This window comes from Cellulomonas sp. (assembly GCF_017744555.1).
Taxonomy (GTDB): Bacteria; Actinomycetota; Actinomycetes; order Actinomycetales; family Cellulomonadaceae; genus Cellulomonas.
Genome location: NZ_JAGIBD010000023.1, coordinates 21,098 through 42,309, shown reverse-complemented (window position 1 = coordinate 42,309; position 21,212 = coordinate 21,098). Strand labels below are relative to the sequence as shown.

At 74.2% G+C, this 21,212-nt stretch carries 18 protein-coding genes; 12 read left to right on the top strand and 6 right to left on the bottom strand.

Annotated elements, in window-relative coordinates; all coding sequences use genetic code 11:
* Positions 1-6 precede the first annotated feature (6 nt).
* Positions 7-1,164: a LysM peptidoglycan-binding domain-containing protein gene (locus J7523_RS14700; RefSeq protein WP_291888082.1), complete on the bottom strand. Its 1,158-nt coding sequence runs from the start codon at positions 1,162-1,164 to the stop codon at positions 7-9.
* 144 nt (positions 1,165-1,308) lie between these two features.
* Between J7523_RS14700 and J7523_RS14695 the strand changes: the two genes are divergently transcribed.
* Complete coding sequence (locus tag J7523_RS14695; protein ID WP_291888079.1) at positions 1,309-1,722, top strand: Rv2175c family DNA-binding protein; 414 nt, start codon at positions 1,309-1,311, stop codon at positions 1,720-1,722.
* A 29-nt stretch (positions 1,723-1,751) separates the two neighbouring features.
* Here J7523_RS14695 and J7523_RS14690 read toward each other — a convergent pair whose 3' ends face one another.
* Both J7523_RS14690 and J7523_RS14685 read right to left on the bottom strand, forming a co-directional pair.
* Positions 1,752-2,873, bottom strand: a complete 1,122-nt coding sequence (locus tag J7523_RS14690) for a polyprenyl synthetase family protein (RefSeq protein ID WP_291888076.1) — start codon at positions 2,871-2,873, stop codon at positions 1,752-1,754.
* A gap of 10 nt (positions 2,874-2,883) precedes the next feature.
* On the bottom strand, positions 2,884-3,417 hold the full coding sequence (locus J7523_RS14685) for a hypothetical protein (RefSeq protein WP_291888073.1): 534 nt from the start codon (positions 3,415-3,417) through the stop codon (positions 2,884-2,886).
* Positions 3,418-3,665: 248 nt separating this feature from the next.
* Between J7523_RS14685 and J7523_RS14680 the strand changes: the two genes are divergently transcribed.
* From J7523_RS14680 to J7523_RS14665, 4 genes are all read left to right on the top strand, one after another.
* Positions 3,666-4,793: a DUF4192 domain-containing protein gene (locus J7523_RS14680; protein WP_291888071.1), complete on the top strand. Its 1,128-nt coding sequence runs from the start codon at positions 3,666-3,668 to the stop codon at positions 4,791-4,793.
* Positions 4,794-4,885: 92 nt separating this feature from the next.
* Complete coding sequence (locus J7523_RS14675; protein WP_291888068.1) at positions 4,886-5,281, top strand: universal stress protein; 396 nt, start codon at positions 4,886-4,888, stop codon at positions 5,279-5,281.
* A 252-nt stretch (positions 5,282-5,533) separates the two neighbouring features.
* Complete coding sequence (locus J7523_RS14670) at positions 5,534-7,081, top strand: RNA polymerase sigma factor (protein ID WP_291888122.1); 1,548 nt, start codon at positions 5,534-5,536, stop codon at positions 7,079-7,081.
* 139 nt (positions 7,082-7,220) lie between these two features.
* A complete protein-coding gene (locus tag J7523_RS14665; RefSeq protein WP_291888065.1) occupies positions 7,221-7,496 on the top strand; it encodes a YciI family protein in 276 nt (91 codons plus the stop codon).
* A 145-nt stretch (positions 7,497-7,641) separates the two neighbouring features.
* Here the strand turns inward: J7523_RS14665 and J7523_RS14660 are convergent, their stop codons facing one another.
* Positions 7,642-7,896: a hypothetical protein gene (locus J7523_RS14660; protein WP_291888062.1), complete on the bottom strand. Its 255-nt coding sequence runs from the start codon at positions 7,894-7,896 to the stop codon at positions 7,642-7,644.
* Positions 7,897-8,004: 108 nt separating this feature from the next.
* Between J7523_RS14660 and J7523_RS14655 the strand changes: the two genes are divergently transcribed.
* The 3 genes from J7523_RS14655 to J7523_RS14645 all read left to right on the top strand — a co-directional run bounded on the left by J7523_RS14655 (position 8,005) and on the right by J7523_RS14645 (position 12,254).
* On the top strand, positions 8,005-10,143 hold the full coding sequence (locus J7523_RS14655; protein WP_291888060.1) for a DNA topoisomerase IV subunit B: 2,139 nt from the start codon (positions 8,005-8,007) through the stop codon (positions 10,141-10,143).
* Positions 10,144-10,325: 182 nt separating this feature from the next.
* The gene (locus tag J7523_RS14650) at positions 10,326-11,357 is read left to right on the top strand and encodes a GNAT family N-acetyltransferase (protein WP_291888057.1); all 1,032 of its coding nucleotides are present in this window, start codon (positions 10,326-10,328) and stop codon (positions 11,355-11,357) included.
* A gap of 156 nt (positions 11,358-11,513) precedes the next feature.
* The gene (locus tag J7523_RS14645) at positions 11,514-12,254 is read left to right on the top strand and encodes a lysoplasmalogenase (RefSeq protein ID WP_291888055.1); all 741 of its coding nucleotides are present in this window, start codon (positions 11,514-11,516) and stop codon (positions 12,252-12,254) included.
* Here the strand turns inward: J7523_RS14645 and J7523_RS14640 are convergent, their stop codons facing one another.
* Positions 12,255-14,729 (bottom strand): DNA topoisomerase IV subunit A, encoded by a 2,475-nt coding sequence (locus tag J7523_RS14640; RefSeq protein WP_291888053.1) that lies wholly within the window; start codon positions 14,727-14,729, stop codon positions 12,255-12,257.
* A gap of 124 nt (positions 14,730-14,853) precedes the next feature.
* Here J7523_RS14640 and J7523_RS14635 point away from each other — a divergent pair, with 124 nt between their 5' ends.
* The 4 genes from J7523_RS14635 (at position 14,854) to J7523_RS14620 (ending at position 20,160) form a co-directional block, all read left to right on the top strand.
* Positions 14,854-17,598, top strand: coding sequence for a GNAT family N-acetyltransferase (locus J7523_RS14635; RefSeq protein WP_291888050.1), 2,745 nt, complete (start codon positions 14,854-14,856; stop codon positions 17,596-17,598).
* 86 nt (positions 17,599-17,684) lie between these two features.
* Positions 17,685-18,260, top strand: coding sequence for a DUF5998 family protein (locus J7523_RS14630; protein WP_291888048.1), 576 nt, complete (start codon positions 17,685-17,687; stop codon positions 18,258-18,260).
* A complete protein-coding gene (locus tag J7523_RS14625) occupies positions 18,257-19,447 on the top strand; it encodes a nucleotide pyrophosphatase/phosphodiesterase family protein (RefSeq protein WP_291888045.1) in 1,191 nt (396 codons plus the stop codon). The genes J7523_RS14630 and J7523_RS14625 overlap by 4 nt, the downstream gene beginning before the upstream one ends.
* A 32-nt stretch (positions 19,448-19,479) precedes the next feature.
* Complete coding sequence (locus J7523_RS14620; protein WP_291888042.1) at positions 19,480-20,160, top strand: thymidine kinase; 681 nt, start codon at positions 19,480-19,482, stop codon at positions 20,158-20,160.
* An 8-nt stretch (positions 20,161-20,168) separates the two neighbouring features.
* On the opposite strand, the gene sepH is transcribed toward J7523_RS14620, so the two are convergent.
* Entirely contained in the window at positions 20,169-21,191 is a 1,023-nt protein-coding gene (gene sepH / locus J7523_RS14615; protein WP_291888039.1) for a septation protein SepH, read from the bottom strand.
* Positions 21,192-21,212: the final 21 nt, after the last annotated feature.

The following is a 21,212-nucleotide window of genomic DNA, read 5'->3' as shown; positions in this document are numbered from 1 at the left end:
GGCCGCTCAGCCGAAGCGCGTCATGTGCGTCTGGACGTTCGCGACGTACCGCCGCGTGTCCGCGAACATGCCGTTGCGCTGCACGGACGCCGCGCCCTGGTAGTAGCCGGCGATCGCGGTCGGGAGGTCGGGTGCGGTGCGCAGCAGCGCGCGCAGGATCGCGACGCCCGCCGTGACGTTGTCGTCCGGGTTCAGCAGGTCGAGGCGACGGCCGACGAGGTCCGACGCCCAGGCGCCGGAGCTCGGGATCACCTGCATCGTGCCGATCGCGTTGGCGGGGGAGACGACGGCGTGGTTGAAGCCGGACTCCTGGAACGCGATGGCCTGCGCGAGCGAGGCGTCGACGCCCATCGCGCGGGCCGTCGCGGCGACCTTCGCCTGCATGGCGGTCTTCGACGGCACGCCTCCGGCGCGCAGCGTCGCGAGGTTGGCGTTGGCGGCGGCGACGACGGCGTCGGGGTACGTCCGACCGGCGAACGTGCTGCCGACCGCCTGCGGCGCCGTGCCGGGGACGGTGAGTGTCTGCCCGATCCGGATGAACGCACGGGCGTCGAGCCCGTTGGCCGCCACGATCGTCGCCGTGGTGGTCCCGAGCTTCGCGGCGATCGACGTCACCGTGTCGCCCTTGACGACGGTGTAGGTGCCGGACGGCGCCGCGGCAGCCGCAGGGGCCGCCGGGGCGCTCGACGTCGCCGCGGCGGCGCCGGGGACGGTGAGCGTCTGGCCGATCGTGATGCGCGCGCGGGCGTCGAGCCCGTTCGCGGCGACGATCGCGGCGACCGTGGTCCCAGAGCGGGCGGCGATGTGGCTCACGGTGTCGCCCGCCCGCACCACGTAGGTGGCGGCCGCGGGTGCGGGAGCCGCGGCGGGCGCCGGGGCGGTCGACGCCGCGCGTGCGCCGGCCGAGGGGATCGTGAGCACCTGCCCGATGCGGATCTTCGAGGCGTCGCCCAGCGAGTTCGCCTGCGCGATGGCCGCGACCGACGTGCGCGTGCGGGCCGCGATGTGGCTGACCGTGTCGCCGGCCCGGACCGTGTACTGGTCGTCGGCGTGAGCGCCGGTCCCGGTGGCGGTCACCGCGACGGCGGCGAGCGCGATCGTGGCGCCGGTGCCCGTGGCGGCTCGGCGAAGGCCCTCGGACCGGGCGGTGACGGGCTGGGACATGACGGTTCCTTCGGTGGGGCTCGAGTGAACTGTGTTGCTGGTGTGACAGAAGTGACAGAATGTGAACGTATCCGAGCGACACGCATTCGGAAAGCGCGAGGGCGAATTGCGCGCCTGTAATTCACGCGTGCGTACTCTTGTCGGGTGAATGACTCCTCGAGCACGGTCGAATCTCTCGTCGACGAGTGGCTGACGGTCCCCGACGTCTCGGAGCGGCTCGGCCTCGACGTCGGCAAGGTCCGCCGGCTGCTGCAGGAGCGGCGGCTCGTCGGTGCCCGCCGCGGCGACCCCAAGGTCCTGTCCGTCCCGGCCCAGTTCCTCGTGCCGGGACACCTGGCGAACCCCGCGGCCCCGTCGCGCACGCCCGACGCGCCGCAGTGGACCGTGCTCAGCGCGCTGCAGGGCACGTTCACGGTGCTCGCCGACGCGGGGTTCTCCGACGAGGAGGCGATCGCCTGGCTCTTCACCGACGACCCGTCGCTGCCGGGCACCCCGATCGCGGCGCTGCGCGCCGGGCGCAAGACCGAGGTCCGTCGGCGGGCGCAGGCCGAGCTCTGAACCGCTCGGGCGCCCTCGCGGGCCGTCGTTCAGGCGTGCCGGTCGACGGCGGCGTGCGCGAGCGCAGCGAGGTGTGACCGCGCGGGCTCGGGCCACGCGAGCCCGTCCATGACGGAGAAGGCGCGGCCGGAGAGCTCGTCGATGAGCGCCTCGACCTCCTCCGGCGCCCCGCTCGCCTCGATGGCCGCAGCGAGGCGGTCGACGACCTCCGTCGTCATGTCGCGGTCTCCCAGGTGCTCGCGCAGGAGCGCGACCGTCTCGAGGTCACCGCTGTGCTGCGCGCGTGCCAGCGACCGGGCGACCAGGACGGTGCGCTTGCCCTCGCGCAGGTCGTCGCCGGCCGGCTTGCCCGTCGCGCCGGGGTCGCCGAACACGCCCAGCAGGTCGTCGCGCAGCTGGTAGGCCTCGCCGAGCGGCAGGCCGAGCGCGCGGCACGCGGCGAGCTCCGCCTCGTCGGCGTCGGCGAGCGCGGCTCCGAGCACGATCGGGTGCTCGACGCTGTACCGGGCCGACTTCGCCCGGATGACCTCGCGCGCACGCGCCTCGTCGGACGCGGGCTCCTCGCCCCACGGGAGCGCCTGGGCCAGGACGTCGAGGTACTGGCCGATCGTGACCTCGGTCCGCATCAGGTCGAACACGGCGCGGGAGCGCTGGATGCGCGGCCACGGCTGGAGGGCCAGCGCGCCGGCGAACTCCTGCTCGCTCGCGACGAGTGCGAGGTCGCCCAGCAGGATGGCCGCCGACTCCCCGAACCGGTCGGCGTCGCCCGTGAAGCCGCGCTCGGCGTGGACCGCCGCGAAGGCCCGGTGCGCCGCGGGGAAGCCCCGGCGCGTGTCGGAGTCGTCCATGACGTCGTCGTGGAACAGGGCCGCTGCCTGGAACAGCTCGAGCGCCGCGCCGACCCGTAGGACCGCGTCCGCCTCGGGCGTGCCCGGCCGGCCCCCGTGCGCGCGCCACGACCAGTAGCAGAACGCCGCACGCAACCGCTTGCCGCCGGACAGCATCTGCTCGACCGCGTCGGCCAGCACGTCGGCGTCGGCGCTCGCGGCGGCCAGCACGGTGCGCAGCTGCGCGACGTGCTGCTGGAGGATCGCGTCGACCCGGGGGCGGACGTCCTCGACGTCGACGAGGGCGGGGACGTCCTGGCTCACACCTGGCACCCTAGGGGACCGCCGTCCGGACCTTGCCACCGAGCGTCAGGGTGCGCTCGTCGTCGCGGTCGAGGACGCCGACCACGAGCAGCTCGGAGCCGTCGCCGCGGGAGAACGTCGACTGCGCCGCGAGACCGGGTTCGACCACGGGCGGCGCCCCCTCGACGAAGCCGGCCGCGACCAGAGGCGCGCGGACCGCGGCCATGAGCCCGTCGGTGTCCTGCTCCGTGCGCAGGTTCAGGCTGATCTGGACGAGGTCCGTGGTCGCGACGGGCTCGGCCGACGAGACGAGCACGACGGCGCCCTGGGGGACGGGGACGAGGTCGGCGGGGAAGCCCTCGGCGAGGCCCCCGACGGTCGACCCGCCCGCGTCCGGCGTGCCGAGCAGGGTCTCGGTGGGCGTCGGCTCGGGCTGGACCGCCGCGGTCGACCCGGTGGGGGCGAGGGCGGCAGGACCGCTCGACGAGCACCCGGCGAGCGCCACGGCGACGGCGACCGTGACGCAGCCGACGAGGCTGGCGCCGACGGGGCGGGGGCGAGGCATCGGGCCAGGGTAGTGGGCCGTCCTGCGGCGCGCCGACGCGACCGCGAGCGACCCGCTCGCCACCTGTCGCGACCACCGGCAGACCTGCCGCGTCGAGGCGACCACAGGCGTACGGCGAGCGCGTCGAGGCGACCACAGGCCGACGGCGAGCGCGTCGAGGCGACCACATGCCGGCGTCGCGCTCGCCCGCCCACAGGGGCTGCCCCACGCCGGCCACGTGGCGGCCCCGGTGCGATGGGCTGCGTCGCATGCACCCCTCCGTCACCACTGTCCGGGTCACCGAACCCGCCGAGATCCTCGCCCTGGTCCCGCACCGCCTCGGGTTCCGCCCGCGCGAGAGCCTGGTCGCCGTGAGCCTGCGTCCACGTGGGCGCGTCGGTGTCGTCGCTCGTGTCGACCTCGCACAGCTCTCCGACCCCGTCGACGGCGCCGACCGGGCCCGCGCGCTCACCACGCTCCTCGACCGGGACGGCGCCACGCGCGTGCTCGCTGTCGTGTACACCGACGACGACCCCCGCGACGTCGACGCTCATCTCGCGCACCGTGCCGTGGAGCTGCTCCGCGAGGCGGCCGACGCCCCGTTCGGCGAGGTCGTCGCCTGGGTCGTGACGTCGACGGGCTACCTCGCTCTCGACTGCCGCGACGGCTGCTGCCCGCCGGGCGGCCGACCTCTGCGCGACCTCGACGCGACCCAGGTGGGCGCGGAGCTCGTGCTCGCCGGGTCGGCGGTCGCGGACTCACGGGCGGACGTCGCGACGATCCGTCCTGCCGGCGCCGAGCGTCGACGGTCGGTCGCCCGGGTCCGTCGACGCTGGGAGGCGCGTCGCGACGAGGCCGCGCAGTCCGGCGAGGAGGCCCGCGCCCGGTGGAGGCTCGAGTCCGTCGCCGCCTGGCGCGCCGCGGTGTCGCACGCCTGCTCGGGCCCGTCGCGCGGCGCGGCGCCGTGGGGCCGTCTCGAGGCGGGCCTGGCCGACCGTCGCGTCCGGGACAGCATCCTGGTCGCGCTCGTGCCCGGGACGGGTGAGCTCGCCGAGCGGTGCGTGCGGGGTGCGGCGGCGTCTCCGCGTGACGAGGCGGCGCTCGCCTCGGCGGTAGCGGCGATCCTCGACCCGGCGTGCGCCGTGCCACCGCCGGTCGTCGCCACGCGCGTCCACGAGGACGTGCTCGAGCACGTCGTCGCGCACGGACGCGCCGGTCACCAGGCGCCGGCGCTCACGCTCCTGGCCCTTCTCGCCTGGTGGCGCGGAGACGGGGCGCGAGCCTCCGTGCTGCTGGACCGTGCTCTCGGGGACGACGGAGGCTACCGGCTCGCACTGCTGCTCACGGGACTGCTCGAGGCAGGCATCGGCCCTGGTTGGACGCGCCGCGAGGCCTGACGAACGGCTGATGCAGCCGTGCGCTCGTCCTGGTCGCACGGCTCGGGTAGCGTCCGTTGCACGGCGTCCGGCCGCATGGACGAGGAGGACCGATGAGCATCGTGGTCGGCTACCTGGCTACCCCCGAAGGACGGGCGGCCCTGGACGCGGCGGTCGGCGAGGCGCGTCGCCGCAGCACGAACGTCGTGGTCGTCGTGAGCGCGAGGCCCGACGAGCCGACCGACCAGCGCGCAGTGGTGGAGAGCGCCCTGTCGCAGGTCGACGCGGACCTCTCCGGCGCGGGCATCTCGCACGAGGTCCGTCTTCTGGACGGCGGCGACGTCGCGGACGACCTGATCGCCACGGCCGAGGAGGTCGACGCGCAGCTCGTCGTCATCGGCCTGCGGCGGCGCAGCCCGGTCGGCAAGCTGATCCTCGGGGCCAACGCCCAGCGGGTGCTCTTCGACGCGCCGTGCCCGGTGCTCACGGTCAAGCCGACCTCGGCCTGAGGACGCCCGCCGACGACCGTCCCGTGCGCCGGGAATCACCCGCGACCCTCGCCCGTTGAACTAGGGCGTTGACTCGTCCGGGGCCGTCATCGACGCCTCCGACCGTGCCTGATGAGCCGTCCTGCCGGGACATCGTCGGTACAATGTCTGTCTACCTCCCGGACACGTCCCGGGTGTCTTGCTGCCGAAAGGTCGTTCGTGTCGTCCCAGACCCCGCACCCCGCACTTCCGCGTGAGTTCGAGCACCCCGCCATGCAGGATCTCGTGCTGCGCGGCCGGACGCACGGCAGCGTCGGAGCCGAGGAGCTGCGCTCCGCGTGCGAGCAGGCCGACGTCCAGGACGCGAAGCGGCTGCGCGCCGTGGTCCGCGGTCTGGCGACCGCCGGCATCGGCGTGCGTGAGCCCGCCGTGCCGGCCACCACGCGTGCCGTCGCCGCCACGAGCGCCAAGGCGCGGCCGTCGGCGAAGGCCGTGGTCGGCGCCACCGACGGTGCCGAGGAGCCCGCGGCGACGAAGACCGCCACGCGGTCGACGAAGGCCGCCGCGACCAAGACCTCCGGCCCCAAGTCGACGGCGAAGGCGCCTGCTGCTGCCAAGGCCGCGACGAAGCCGGCACCGAACGCCGACGCGGCCGATGCCGACTCCGACGACGAGCCCGACGAGCTCGAGGACGTCGAGATCGACGTCACCGACGAGGTCGTCGCCGACGACGACGTGACGGAGGTCGTCGAGGGCGACGCCGACACCGACGCGGACGCCGACGAGTCGGAGGACGGCGACGCCGCCAAGCCGGCCGCCGCCTCGACGGAGGAGGAGACTGAGGACAGCGGCTTCGTCTACTCCGACGCGGACGACGACGACGCCCCCGCCCAGCAGGTCGTCACGGCCGGTGCCACCGCCGACCCCGTGAAGGACTACCTCAAGCAGATCGGCAAGGTCGCGCTCCTCAACGCCGAGCAGGAGGTCGAGCTCGCCAAGCGCATCGAGGCCGGCCTGTTCGCCGAGGAGCGCCTCAACGCGGGCGTCGCGATGGAGCCCAAGATCCGCCGCGAGCTCGAGTGGATCGCGCAGGACGGCCGTCGTGCGAAGAACCACCTGCTCGAGGCGAACCTCCGCCTCGTCGTCTCGCTCGCCAAGCGGTACACGGGCCGCGGCATGCTGTTCCTGGACCTCATCCAGGAGGGCAACCTCGGTCTGATCCGTGCGGTCGAGAAGTTCGACTACACCAAGGGCTACAAGTTCTCGACGTACGCGACGTGGTGGATCCGTCAGGCGATCACCCGCGCGATGGCCGACCAGGCCCGCACCATCCGCATCCCGGTGCACATGGTCGAGGTCATCAACAAGCTCGCGCGCGTCCAGCGGCAGATGCTCCAGGACCTGGGCCGCGAGCCCACGCCCGAGGAGCTCGCCAAGGAGCTCGACATGACGCCCGAGAAGGTCGTCGAGGTCCAGAAGTACGGCCGCGAGCCGATCTCGCTGCACACGCCGCTCGGTGAGGACGGCGACAGCGAGTTCGGTGACCTGATCGAGGACTCCGAGGCCGTCGTGCCGGCTGACGCTGTCAGCTTCACGCTCCTGCAGGAGCAGCTGCACCAGGTCCTCGACACGCTCTCCGAGCGGGAGGCGGGCGTCGTCTCGATGCGCTTCGGCCTCACGGACGGTCAGCCGAAGACCCTCGACGAGATCGGCAAGGTCTACGGCGTCACGCGCGAGCGGATCCGTCAGATCGAGTCGAAGACGATGTCGAAGCTGCGCCACCCGTCGCGGTCCCAGGTGCTCCGCGACTACCTGGACTGAGCCTCGTCCTGATGACGACGCCCCGTCCCGCCTCGTGCGGGGCGGGGCGTCGTCGTTCCGGGCGCTGGCCCGCACGAGGCCGGCTGCAGCGCCGTCGACACCTGTCGCGGGTCGGCGCCGGTGCGGTAGGACTGTGGGCATGTCGACCCGGTACGTCGTGCTGTACGAGTCCGCCGACGACGTCCTGCAGCGGGCGCCCGCGCAGATGGCCGCGCACACCGCGCACTACGAGAGCTTCGCGGAGCGGGGGCTGCTGGTCGGCATCGGGACGTTCGAGGACCCGGTCGCCGACGGTGCGATGTGCGTGCTGGTCAGCCGGGAGGCGGCCGAGGAGTTCGCCGCGGGTGACCCGTTCGTGGTGCACGGGCTCGTGAGGTCGTACCGGATCCTCGGCTGGAACGACGTCCTGGCCTGAACGACTGCCGTGCCGGCGGGCACGGCCTGAACGACGGCCGTGCGGCGGGCACGCCGACGAGCGGCGTGCCGCCACCGGGGATGCGACGAGGCCCGGACCCTCGCGGGTCCGGGCCTCGTCGCCGTCGGTCAGGTGGGGCGCTGCGTCAGCGTGCGGCGCCGGCTCCTGCGCCGTGCTCCTCGAGCAGGCGCTGGGTCTCGTCGTGCACGTGCGTGGCGACCGCCTCGAACTTCGGGGCGTGCTCGCGAGCGTGGTGTGCGCAGAAGAGCAGCTCGCCCACGGGCAGCACCACGCGAACGTAGGCCTGCGCGCCACAACGGTCGCAGCGGTCGGCTGCGGTCAGCGGTTCGGTCGTCGTCCCAGTCACGAATCCATACAACCATCCCGTTCCCCCATCCATGGCACCCAGAGCGGGTGGTTCGCTGTCCGCGTACCTGGAGCGGGGTGAACCGCCCGCCGACGGCATGGTGCCGACGGCCTGTCAGGTGCGGCGGATACCATTCCGGCCGTGACGACGACTTCCCCGCAGCAGGGCTACACCGCTCGGCACCTGTCGGTGCTGGAGGGTCTCGAGGCCGTCCGCAAGCGGCCCGGCATGTACATCGGGACCACCGACAGCCGCGGGCTCATGCACTGCCTGTGGGAGATCATCGACAACTCGGTCGACGAGGCGCTCGCCGGTCACGGCGACCGGATCGAGATCGTGCTGCACGCGGACTCCTCGGTCGAGGTGCGCGACAACGGTCGTGGCGTCCCGGTCGACGTCGAGCCGAAGACGGGTCTCACGGGTGTCGAGGTCGTGTTCACCAAGCTGCACGCGGGTGGCAAGTTCGGGGGCGGCTCGTACGGCGCGTCGGGCGGCCTGCACGGTGTCGGCGCCTCGGTGGTCAACGCGTTGTCGGCGCGCCTCGACGTCGAGGTGGACCGCGACGGCAAGACGCACCGGATGACGTTCCACCGCGGCGAGCCGGGCGTGTTCGACGACGCGGCGGGGCGCGGGCCGGAGTCCGGGTTCGAGCCCTTCGTGTCGCGCTCGGAGCTCGCCGTGGTCGGCAAGGTCGCCAAGGCGCGGACCGGGACGCGCGTGCGGTACTGGGCGGACCGGCAGATCTTCCCCAAGACCGCCGTGTTCTCGTACGACGAGCTGGTCACGCGGGCCCGTCAGACGAGCTTCCTGGTCCCCGGCCTCACGCTCGTGGTGCGCGACGAGCGGGGTGTCCCCGGCACCCCGGGCGCCGACGGGCCGCACGAGGAGACGTTCTTCCACTCGGGTGGCGTCGTCGACTTCGTCGACTACCTCGCGCCCGACGCGCCGGTGACCGACACCTGGCACCTGACCGGCACCGGCACGTTCACCGAGACGGTGCCCGTGCTCGACGACCGCGGCCACATGACGCCGCAGGAGGTCACCCGGACCTGCGAGGTCGACATCGCGCTGCGCTGGGGGACCGGGTACGAGACCGAGGTCCGCAGCTTCGTCAACATCATCTCGACGCCCAAGGGCGGCACCCACCTCGCGGGCTTCGAGACGGGCCTGCTGCGCACGCTGCGCAAGGCCGTCGAGGCGAACGCGCGTCGCCTCAAGATCTCGGCGAAGGACGCTGCGACCGAGCGGATCGAGAAGGAGGACGTCCTCGCCGGCCTCACGTCCGTCGTGACCGTCCGGCTCGCGGAGCCGCAGTTCGAGGGTCAGACCAAGGAGGTCCTCGGCACCGCTCCGGTCCGCAACATCGTCGCCAAGGTCCTCGACACCGAGCTCGGCGGGATCTTCGTCTCGCCCAAGCGTGACCACAAGGCCCAGTCGAGCCTGCTGCTCGACAAGGTCGTGGGCGAGATGCGGGCGCGCCTGTCGGCCCGCAAGCAGAAGGAGATCTCGCGGCGCAAGAACGCGCTCGAGACGTCGTCCCTGCCCGCGAAGCTCGCAGACTGCCGGATCGACGACGTGGCCCGCAGCGAGCTGTTCATCGTCGAGGGCGACAGCGCCCTCGGCACCGCGAAGCTGGCGCGCAGCTCGGACTTCCAGGCGCTGCTGCCCATCCGCGGCAAGATCCTCAACGTCCAGAAGGCGTCCGTCACGGACATGCTGAAGAACGCCGAGTGCGCCGCGATCATCCAGGTGCTGGGCGCCGGGTCGGGCCGCACGTTCGACCTGGAGGCGGCGCGTTACGGGAAGGTGGTGCTGATGACGGACGCCGACGTCGACGGCGCGCACATCCGGACGCTGCTCCTGACGCTGTTCTTCCGGTACATGCGGCCGCTCGTCGAGGCCGGCCGGGTGTACGCCGCGGTGCCGCCGCTGCACCGCATCGAGCTCGTGGGCGGCCGGCGCACCGACGACCAGGCCGACAAGTACATCTACACCTACTCGGAGGCCGAGCTCGCGACGACGCTCAAGCGGCTGGACCGGTCCGGGAAGAAGTACAAGGACGACATCCAGCGGTACAAGGGCCTCGGCGAGATGGACGCCGACCAGCTCGCGGAGACCACCATGGACCCGCGGCACCGGACGCTGCGACGCGTGACCGTCGAGGCCGCGCAGCGGTCGGAGGAGATCTTCGAGCTGCTCATGGGCTCGGACGTCGCTCCCCGCAAGGACTTCATCGTCGCGGGGGCGCACGCGCTCGACCGGGGTCGCATCGACGCCTGACGGTGCCGCACGCCGGCCGGTGCGGACGACGCGTGGTGCGCGGCCCGGACGCCGTCCGCACGCGCGCCGGTTCGCGAGTCGTCCGCATCCGCGCCGGTCGCCTGCCGTTCGCATGAGTGCCGGTGCGCGCGCCGTCCGAAAGTCGGTTGCCGTCCGAGCCTGCCGCCGCAAGGGTGGCGAACGTGACCGACTCGCCGCTGTCCCCGCTCGTCGACCGTGCCGACGCCCCGGCGGAGCCGCCGCGTCCGCCCGACGACCTGGGCCTGACGTGGCGCCCGCTGAGACGCACGGATGCGCAGGCCCTCACGCGGCTGTTCAACGCGATCGAGGAGGCCGACGGCGCGCCGTACCGGACGGCGGTGCCGGAGACCGAGGAGCGGTTCGACGGTGACTGGCACGACCCGGCGACGGACACGCTCGGCGGGTTCGACGCCGACGGCGTCCCGCGCGCCTACGCGCAGGTGACGGCGCTGCCGGGGGACGTCCGCACGATCCGCGCGTTCCTCGACGGCGGAGTCGACCCGCAGTGGCGGGGGCGGGGCGTGGGCCGTGCGGTGCTCGCGTGGTCGGAGGGTCGGGGGCGTCAGCTGCTCGCCCGCTCCACGGCGCCGGTCCCGGGGCGCCTGGCCGTGCACGTCCAGGACTCGGCGACGGCGACGGCTCGCCTGCTGAACGCAGCCGGGTTCCGGGCGATCCGCTACTACGACGACATGCGACGCTCGCTCGCCGAGCCGCTGCCCGTCGTCGAGACGCCGGCCGGCATCCGTCTGGCGCCCTGGACCGCGGACCTGGAGGAGCAGGTCCGGCTCGCGCACAACGAGGCGTTTGCCGACCACTGGGGGAGCGAGCCGCGCAACGCCGAGCAGTGGGCGCAGCACCGCAGCATGTTCGCGCCGTCGTGGAGCACGGTCGCGCTGGACGAGGCGACGGGTGAGGTCGCCGGGTACCTGATGTCGGGCCGGTACGAGCAGGACTGGGCGGTGAACGGCTTCTCGTTCGGTTACGTCGAGCTGCTCGGCGTCCGGCCGGCATGGCGACGTCGAGGGCTGGCTCCGCGCCTGCTCGTCGCGGCGATGGAGGCGTACCGGGCGGACGGCATGGAGTACGCGACCCTCGGGGTCGACAGCGCGAACCAGTCCGGGGCGCACGGCCTGTACGAGCGGCTCGGGTTCGAGGCGGCCCACCGCGAGGTCATGTACTCGATCGAGCTCTGAGCGACGCGCTGCCGAGGCCCGCGAAGCCCACCCGAGGACCGCGACGAACGTGGTCCCGAGCAGGCGCGACGAGGGTTAGCATCGGCGCACGCCCGGACGACGAGGTCCGGGCATCGGCATGCCGGGCGACGCCGTCCGGCCCGCGAGGAGGTCGCTGTGGTGCGCACGCTGTCCACCGCCGCACGTGCATGGGTCGGGGCGTTCGTCGTCGTGAGCGCGGTGCTGCTCGTCGCACGGCTTGTCGGGGCAGACACCGTCGGCGAGGTCGCGCAGTGGCTCGCGATGCCGGCGCTGGCAGGTGTGCTGCTCTCGGCGGCGCGGTGGCCGCGGGGTCGGCTCGTGAACCTCGTCGCGGTCGCGCTGGGGCTGTCGTGGCTCGGTGACCTGTTGCCGTCGTTCGCGGGGGAGCAGGCGTTCCTCGTGATGGTCGGCTGCTTCCTGGCGGCGCAGCTCGTGTACGTCGTGGCGTTCACGCCGTACGTCCGGCGGTCCGTCGTGCACCGCCACCCGGTCGCGCTCGTGCCGTACGGCGCGGTGCTCGTGGGGCTCGTGGCGCTGTGCGCGCCGCACGCCGGCGACCTGCTGCTCCCGGTGGCGGTGTACGGCGGGTGCCTCGTGTCGATGGCGGTCCTGGCGACGGGGCTCGGGCGCACCGCGGGCCTCGGCGCGGCCGTGTTCGTCGTGTCGGACTCGCTCATCGCGCTCGAGCAGTTCGTGCCCGGCTGGAACCTGCCGGGGCAGGACGTCTGGGTGATGCTCACCTACCTCGCCGGGCAGGCGCTGATCACCGCCGCCGTCCTGGGGCACAACCTCGCCGAGCGCAGGGCGCCGGCCGTGCCGGTCGGGCTGACCGTCCCGCAGGCCGCGAAGCGCGACAACGTGACGGTGCTCGTCTAGCTAGCCGACGGCGTGGACCGGTGCGCCGAGCGGTGTCCCGGACCCGTCGCGCCGGGGGTCCGGTGCGGGCAGGTCGATCGGCTGGCCGGCCGACCCGCTCGCCCAGGCCGGCGCCGTGCCGACCCACGCCAGGATGAGCGCGTCCTCGCCCTTGAGGAACCGGTGCGAGCGGACGCCGCCCGTGGCACGGCCCTTGCCGGGGTACACGTCGAACGGCGTGACCTTCGCGGCGCCCGCCTGCGTGCCGGGCAGGGCCGTGGACGAGCCGGACACCGTGACCAGGACGGTCTCGGCCGCGCGGTCCTCGGGCACCGCGGCGAACGCGACGACCCGCTGGCCCGGCGCGAGCTTGATGCCGGCCATGCCACCGGCAGCACGGCCCTGCGGGCGGACCGACGACGCGGGGAAGTGCAGCAGCGACGAGTCGGAGCTGACGAGCACGAGCTCGTCGGTCTCGCTCACGGGGACCGCCCCGACGACGGTGTCGTCGTCCTTGAGCGCGATGACCTCCCACGCGTCCTTGTTGTTCGGCACGTCGCCCTGCGCGACCCGCTTGACGGTGCCCTGCGCCGTGGCCAGCGCGAGCGTCGGGGCGTCGGCGGTGAGCGACGTCAGCGCGACGACCTGCTCGCCCGGCTCGACGGCGACGACCTCGGCGAGCGGCACGCCGCCCGACAGCGACGGGTGGCCGTCCGTCGGCGGCAGAGCGGGCAGGTCGAGGACGGAGAGCCGCACGACGCGGCCACGGGAGGTGACGGCACCGATCTCGGCGCGGGCCGTGGTGGCCAGCTGCGCCGCGAGGACGTCGTGCCGGGCCCGGCGGGTGCTCGCGTCGCGTACCGGCTGCTCGTCGCCCGCGGTCCGCGCCAGCAGGCCGGTGCCGGACAGCAGCGCCCAGCACGCGGTGTCCGCGATCTCGAGCGGCGCCGCGGACCCGCGTGCGGCGGGTGCGCCCGTGACGGTCGCGCCTCCGGCGGACTCGAGCAGCACGGTGCGCCGCGGCGTGCCGTACGTCGCGGCCGCCTCGGCCATCTCCTGCGAGACGACGGTCCGCAGCCGGGTGTCGTCCGCGAGGATCGCCTGCAGCTCGGCGATCTCCTCGGTCAGCTGCTGCTGCTCGCGCTCGAGCTCGATCCGGGAGAACTTGGTGAGGCGGCGCAGCCGCAGCTCGAGGATGTACTCGGCCTGCGGGTCGGACAGGTCGAACACCGTGCGCAGGCGCCCGCGGGCCTCCTCGGCGTCGTCGGACGTGCGGATGACCTGGATGACCTCGTCGATGTCGACGATCGCGACCAGGAGGCCCTCGACGAGGTGCAGGCGTTCCTGCTTGCGGCCGAGGCGGTGCGTGGTGCGCCGACGGACCACCGAGATGCGGTGGTCGACCCACACCTGCAGGAGCTCGCGCAGGCCCAGCGTGCGGGGCTGGCCGTCGACCAGCGCGACGTTGTTGATCGAGAACGAGTCCTCGAGTGGCGTGTAGCGGTAGAGCTGCTCAAGGACGGCGTCGGGGTTGAAGCCGGTCTTGACCTCGATCACGAGGCGCAGGCCGTGGACACGATCCGTGAGGTCGACGGCGTCCGAGATGCCGGAGAGCTTCTTGGACTGCACGCCCTCCTTGATCTTCTCGATGACCTTCTCGGGGCCGACCGTGTACGGGAGCTCGGTGACGACGATGCCCTTGCGGCGCGGCGTCACGTTCTCGATGCGCGCCGTCGCCCGGGTGCGGAACGCGCCGCGTCCCGTCCGGTACGCGTCGCGGACGCCGTCGAGCCCGACGATCTTGCCGCCCGACGGCAGGTCCGGCCCCGGGACGAACCGCATGAGGTCCTCGAGCGTCGCGTCGGGGTGCGTCACGAGGTGGCGTGCGGCGGCGACGACCTCCACGAGGTTGTGCGGCGCCATGTTGGTGGCCATGCCGACCGCGATGCCCGACGCGCCGTTGACCAGCAGGTTCGGCACCGCGGCGGGCAGCACCTCGGGCTGCGTGAGCTTGTTGTCGTAGTTCGGCACGAAGTCGACGACGTCCTCGTCGAGCCCCGCCGTCATCGCGATCGCCGACGGCGCCATCCGCGCCTCGGTGTACCGGGCGGCGGCCGGGCCGTCGTCGAGCGAGCCGAAGTTGCCGTGCCCGTCGACGAGCGGCAGGCGCAGCGAGAACGGCTGCGCGAGGCGCACCATCGCGTCGTAGATCGCGGCGTCGCCGTGCGGGTGGAGCTTGCCCATGACCTCGCCGACGACGCGCGCCGACTTCACGTACGGGCGCTCGGGCCGCAGGCCCATGTCCGACATCTGGAACAGGATCCGGCGCTGCACCGGCTTCATCCCGTCGCGTGCGTCCGGGAGCGCGCGCGAGTAGATGACCGAGTACGCGTACTCGAGGAACGAGCCCTCCATCTCGGTCGCCACGTCGATGTCGACGATGCGCTCGACGAGGTCCTCGGGGGGCAGGTCGGGGGTCGCGGGGCGGCGCGCCATGCGTCTGTGCTCCTCGGTGCGGGTCGGTGGTGCGGCGACCATTGTGGCCCGTCCGGGCGCGCGCTCCTGCACCGGCGCGCGGATCGGTGCGGACGCGGGACGTCTCGCCGCTAGCCTGGCGAGCATGGCAGTCGTCGCAGAGGACGCCGGCCTACCGGGCCGCCCGTCTGGCCGACCCGCGTACCCGGCCGCGTGGGAGGCCGACGTCGTCCTGGCGGACGGCTCCACGACGCACGTCCGGCCCATCCGGCCTAGCGACGCGGACGCGCTCCAGGCGTTCCACGTCGGGCAGTCCGAGCGGTCCACGTACCTGCGGTTCTTCGCGCCGCTGCAGCGGTTGCCGGAGCGGGACCTGCAACGGCTCGTCACGGTCGATCACGTCGACCGGGTGGCGCTGGTCGCGGTCGCGAGCGACGCGAGCTCGGACGAGCACATCATCGGCGTCGCCCGCTACGACCGGGTCGGCACCGACGAGGCGGAGGTCGCGTTCAACATCGCCGACGCCCTCCAGGGCCGCGGGCTCGGCTCCGTGCTCCTGGAGCACCTCGCCGCCGCCGCCCGTGAACGGGGTGTCCGGCGGTTCGTGGCGGAGGTCCTCCCGCAGAACGGGCGGATGATCGCGGTCTTCCGCGAGGCCGGCTACGAGGTGAGGCAGCGCACCGAGGACGGGATCGTCGCGGTCGGCTTCGACATCGACCCGACCGACCGCTCGCTCGCCGTGATGGCGGACCGGGAGCACCGCGCGGAGTCGCTGTCGATGCGCGCACTGGTCGAGGCCCGCTCCGTGGTGGTCGTCGGACCGGGGGACAGCGCTGCGTCGTCGATGCAAGGCCGCCAGGCCGCCCGCGCGCTGGCGAACCTCGCCGCCGGCGGGCCCGGCGTCGCGGTGCACGCCGTCGGCGTCCCGGTCGACCCCGACGGTCCCGCCGTGCCGCGCCACGCCACGATCGAGGACGTGCCCGGACCCGTGGAGCTCGCCGTCGTCGCCGTGCCCGCGGCCGACGCGGTCGCGGTCGTGCGGTCCCTCGGCGCGATCGGGGTGCGCGGTGTGGTGCTGCTGTCGGCCGGCTTCGGTGAGACCGGCCCTGCGGGTCTCGCGCTGCAGCGCACGCTGCTGCGCACCGCGCACGGTGCCGGCATCCGGGTGGTCGGGCCCGCGTCGTACGGGCTCCTCAGCCTCCGCGAGGACGTGACCCTCAACGCGTCGCTCGCCGCCGAGCCGCCGCACCGTGGCCGGATCGGGCTGTTCTGCCAGTCGGCCCCGCTCGCGGTCGCGCTCCTCGCGGCAGTCCGCAGGCGCGGGCTCGGCATCGCCGAGCTCGTCTCGTCCGGGCACCGCGCCGACGTCTCGGGCAACGACCTCATGCAGTTCTGGGGCGACGACGACGGCACCGACGTGGTCGGCCTCTACCTGGAGTCGATCGGCAACCCCCGCAAGTTCTCCCGGGTCGCGCGCCGGCTCGCGCAGACGAAGCCGGTGATCGTCGTCACCGCCGGGCGGTCCGGTCAGGTCGTGCCACCCGGGCACGCCGTGCGGCCCACGCACGCGCCGCCCCGGACGCTCGAGGAGGTCCTGCGCCAGGCGGGCGTCATCCACGTCGACAACACCCACCAGCTCCTCGACGTCGCGCAGCTCCTCGCGCACCAGCCGCTCCCCACCGGACGCCGCACGGCGATCCTCGCCTCGTCCGCGTCCGTCGCCGCGCTCGTCGCGGAGGCCGCGTCCGCGAGCGGGCTGCAGGTGTCCGGGCAGGTCGAGCTCCTGCCGGAGGACTCCGACGACGACACCGTCCGCGCCACGGTCGGGCGGCTCTACGCCGACCCCGAGAGCGACGTCGTGGTCGTCGTGCGCATCCCGACCGTGGGCACCGGTTCGCCCGTCCTCCCGGGCGAGGTCGCGCGCGCGGCCGCGGCCACCGGGAAGGCGACCGTCGCGTGCGTGCTCGACCTGCACGGGATCACCCCCGAGCTCACCGCCGCCGACACTGCGGGGCGGTCCTGGACCGTCCCCGCCTACAGCACCCCCGAGGACGCGGCCCTCGCCCTCGGCCGGGCGGCGCGGTACGCCGTCTGGCGTGCGGGAGACAGGGGACGGCTGCTGCACCCGCCCGGCGCCGACACCCGCGCGGCGCGCAGGCTGGTCGCCCGGTGGCTCGGCGAGCCCGGCGTCGGGAACGCGCTGGCCCTCGACGCGCTGCGCACCCGCGAGCTGCTCGCGACCGTCGGCGTGGACGTGCTTCCGTCGTACCCGGTGCACGACGCCGACGAGGCGGTCGACGTCGCGCGGGCGATCGGCTGGCCCGTCGCGCTCAAGACCACCGTGCCCGCGCTGCGGCACCGCGCCGACCTGGGCGGGGTGCGCCTCGACGTGGCCGACGAGGCCGAGCTGCGCGCCGACGTCGAGGAGGTCCTGGCGCTGTCCGCCGCGCACCGCGTCGACGCGACGGGCGAGCCGCTCGAGGTCCAGTCGATGGCGCCGCACGGGTCGGCGTGCGTCGTCCGCACGGCGGAGGACCCACTGTTCGGGCCGATCGTCAGCTTCGGGCTGGCCGGCGACGCGTCCGACCTGCTCGGCGACGTGACCTACGGCTTCCCGCCGGTCACCGACGTCGACGTCGCCGAGCTCGTCCGGTCCGCCCGCGCCACACCGCGGCTGTTCGGCTACCGCGGCCTGCCGCCCGTCGACGTCGCGTCGCTCGAGGACGTGATCTCCCGCGTCTCGGTGCTGGCCGACGACCTGCCCGAGCTGCGGATGCTCGAGCTCAACCCGATCGTCGTCTCGGAGCACGGCAGCGTCGTGCTCGGCGCACGCGCCACGCTCGCGCCCGCCGACCGGACCGACGTCACCCGACGGCTGGCCAGCACGTGACGGACGGACACCTCCCGGGCAGGCACAGGAACAGCGCCGCCCGCCGGGCTGCCGGACGACGCCCCACGAGGTGGGAGGATGAGCGGGTGCCTGCCGTCTCCAACGACCTGCGCGGCGACCTGCACCGCGCCGGCTACTACCCGGAGCTCGTGGCCGACGTCCTCGACGTCGCGCTCGCGGACGAACCGGTGGTCGCCCATCTCGTCCACCCCGAGACCACGTTCGACGCCGCGGAGGTCCGCCGTCACGTGACCGTGCTCGCGCTCACGCCGACGCGCCTGGTCGTGACCCACGTCGACGACCACCCCGCCGACTCGGAGCACCCGTCGGCGAGCGCGTCGGCCACGACCGAGACCGTCCCGCTCTCCGAGCTGCGGTCGGTCGCGGTCACGCACGTCGTACCCAACCCCGAGCAGCACGTGGCCGGCAGCCCGGCGACGGAGCTCACGCTCGTCATCGGGTGGGGTGCGGTGTCGCGGGTCGACCTCGAGCCCGCGACGTGCGGCGACCCGGCATGCGACGCCGACCACGGCTTCACGGGCACGATGACGCCCGACGACGTCGTCGTGAGGGTCAGCGCCGCGGCCGAAGGTGTCGACTCGGTCCTCGCCGCGGCCGCGTTCGCGCGTCGCCTCTCGGCGGCGAGCACCCGGCCGCGATGACCGCGACCGAGCGCGCGACGGTCGAGCCGGCCGCAGCGGACCCGTTCGCCGAGGCGGACCTCGTCCTGCCCGGGTCGTCGTGGCCGTGCCTCGGGACGGTCCTGCCCGCCGTGGCGGACGCCCTGGGCGTCGACGCGGTGCCCGGCGCGGCGGGCGCGCGCAGGACGCTCGGCCTGCCGACGGCGTCCCGCGCGTGCGTCGTGCTGGTCGACGGCCTCGGCTTCGCCAACCTCGCCGACCGTGCCGGGCACGCCCCGTTCCTGCGCGGTCGGCTCGGCGGCTCCACGCCGCTGACCAGCACGTTCCCGTCGACGACGGCGACCGCGATGGGCACGTTCGGGCTCGCGGAGCCGCCCGGCTCGACGGGCATGCTCGGCTACACCGTGCGGGTCCCCGGAACGGGGACGCTCGGGAACCTCGTCTCCTGGACCGGCCTGCCGCCCGCGCGCGAGTGGCAGCCCGCCGCGACAGTCTTCGAGCGGATCGTCGGCGCCGGCACAGCGGTCACCAGCATCGGACCCGCCCGGTTCGCGGGCTCGGGCCTCACGGAGGCCGCTCTGCGCGGCGCGGCCTACCGCAGCGCCGAGGCCCTCGCCGACAGGGTCGACGCGACGCTCGACGTCCTGCGGCGGCCCGGCGTCGCGTACCTGTACTGGGGCGACGTCGACAAGGCCGGCCACCACCATGGCTGGGGCTCGAGCCAGTGGGGTGACGCGCTCGCCGACCTCGACGCGGAGCTGGGCCGGCTCGCCCGGCGGCTGCCGCGCGACACGGTGCTCGTCGTCACGGCGGACCACGGCATGGTCGACGTCGACCGCGCGCTGCGGTGGGACGCCGGCACCCACCCGGTGCTGTCGCAGGACGTCGCGCTCGTCGCGGGAGAGCCGCGTGCGCTGCACCTGCACCTCGACCGGGGTGCCGACGCCGAGGCGGTGGCAGGACGCTGGCGGGACGTGCTCGGCGAGCACGCCGTCGTCGCCGTGCGGGACCAGGCGGTCGCGGCGGGCTGGTTCGGGGCGGTGACGCCGCGCGTCGAACCGGTGGTCGGGCAGGTCGTCGTCGCGATGACCGGCCGGGCCACCGTGGTCGACTCGACGACCCAGACCCCCGCGTCGCTCGACCTCGTGGGCGTGCACGGCTCGCTCACCCGGCACGAGATGCTCGTGCCCTGCCTCGTCGTCGCATGACGGCGGGCCCGACGACCGGAGGTGCGTGACCCGTGGCCGAGCTCGTGTTCTTCTCCGGCACGATGGACTGCGGCAAGTCGACGCTCGCGCTGCAGATGCACCACAACCACGCGGCGCGCGGCCGCGACGGCGTGCTGTTCACACGGCACGACAGGGCCGGCACGGCGACGATCTCGTCGCGGCTCGGCCTGACGCAGCGCGCGCACGAGGTCGGCGACGACACCGACTTCTGGTCCGAGGTCATCACGCGCCGCACGCACGGCCGGGCCGTCGACTACCTGGTCGGCGACGAGGCGCAGTTCTACACGGCCGATCAGGTCGAGCAGCTTGCGCGCGTGGTCGACGAGCTCGCGGTCGACGTGTACGCGTTCGGCATCTCGACGGACTTCCGCGCCCGGCTGTTCCCCGGCTCGGCGCGTCTCGTGGAGCTCGCGGACCGGGTCGAGGTGCTGCAGGTCAAGGCCTTGTGCTGGTGCGGGGCGCGAGCCACGCACAACGCCCGCACTGTCGGCGGCACGATGGTCGTCGAGGGCGCCCAGGTCGTCGTCGGGGACGTCGCGGCCGGAGCCGACGAGGTCGGGTACGAGGTGCTGTGCCGGCGGCACCACATGCGCCGGATGACCGCGGCGGCCGCGCGGGCGGCGTCGCCCAGCCCCCAGACGCTCGGCCTCGCACCGGCGCAGGACCAGGGACGGCTCCCGCTGGACGCCTGACGGGCGTGCTACTCGGGCTTCGCCCCGAACACGATCTCGTCCCAGCTCGGCACCTTGGCGCGCCCACGACGTGACCGCGGCCGGTCGGCGTGCGCGTCGTCCTCGGCCGGTGCCGCGACGACCGGTGGCTCGGCGGCCGCGACGGGCAGCACGACGGCCTCGGCCTCGTGGTCGGCGTCCACCGGGTGCGCACCCGGCACGGACTGCTCGAGCCGCTGGAAGTCGAACGCGTGCTGCGGCCCGAAGCCCTCGAACTCCTCGGCGTCGTCGTCCTCGAGCTCGAGGGTCTGGCGCGTGCCGCGGCGGGCGCGCAGGTCGTCGAGCAGGGTGTGGGTCTCGTCGACCGGGTCGGGCTGCGGGGCCGGCGGCGGGACCGGGTCGCCGGCCGTCACCGACCCGTCGGCCTGGAAGTCGAAGACGACGTCCCGCACCGCGGCGAGGTGGCGTCGCGAGACGGGCTCGTCGGCGATCTCCGTCTCGGACAGCCACCGGGCCTCGTCCTCGTCGGCGACGACGGTGCGGCGCGACGCGTCGAACGTCCAGCGCGCCTCACGGGTCTCGTCGGCGACGGAGAAGCGGGCGAGCACGGTCCACGGACCGGATGCCTCCCGGGCGGCGTCCCAGGCGAGCGAGGCCAGGTCGACGCCGCGCGTGGCGAGCCGGTCGGTCACGAGGTCGCCGAGCGTCGGGGCGCCGACGTCGCGACCGACGCGCGTGGCGCGGGCTTGCTCGGCCACGTACTCGCGCTCGGCGAGCACCGGACCCTCGTAGCGGCGCACGTGCTCGACGGGGATGCCCGCCGAGTCGGCGACCTCCTGCGTCGTCGCACCGGCCCGGATGCGCGCCTGGATCTCCCGGGGGCTCAGCGTCCCCGCGCTCTCCGCGCGCAGCTGCTCCAGCTGCGGCCGGTCACGGCGCACGGCAGCCCGCAGCGCCTCGTCGATGCGCAGGCGGAACTGCTCGCCGCCCGGGCCGACGAGGACCAGGTGCTCCCCGTCCTCGTGCAGCCCTGTGAGCTCGAGCTCATTCATACGACCTCCCGGTACCTCGGG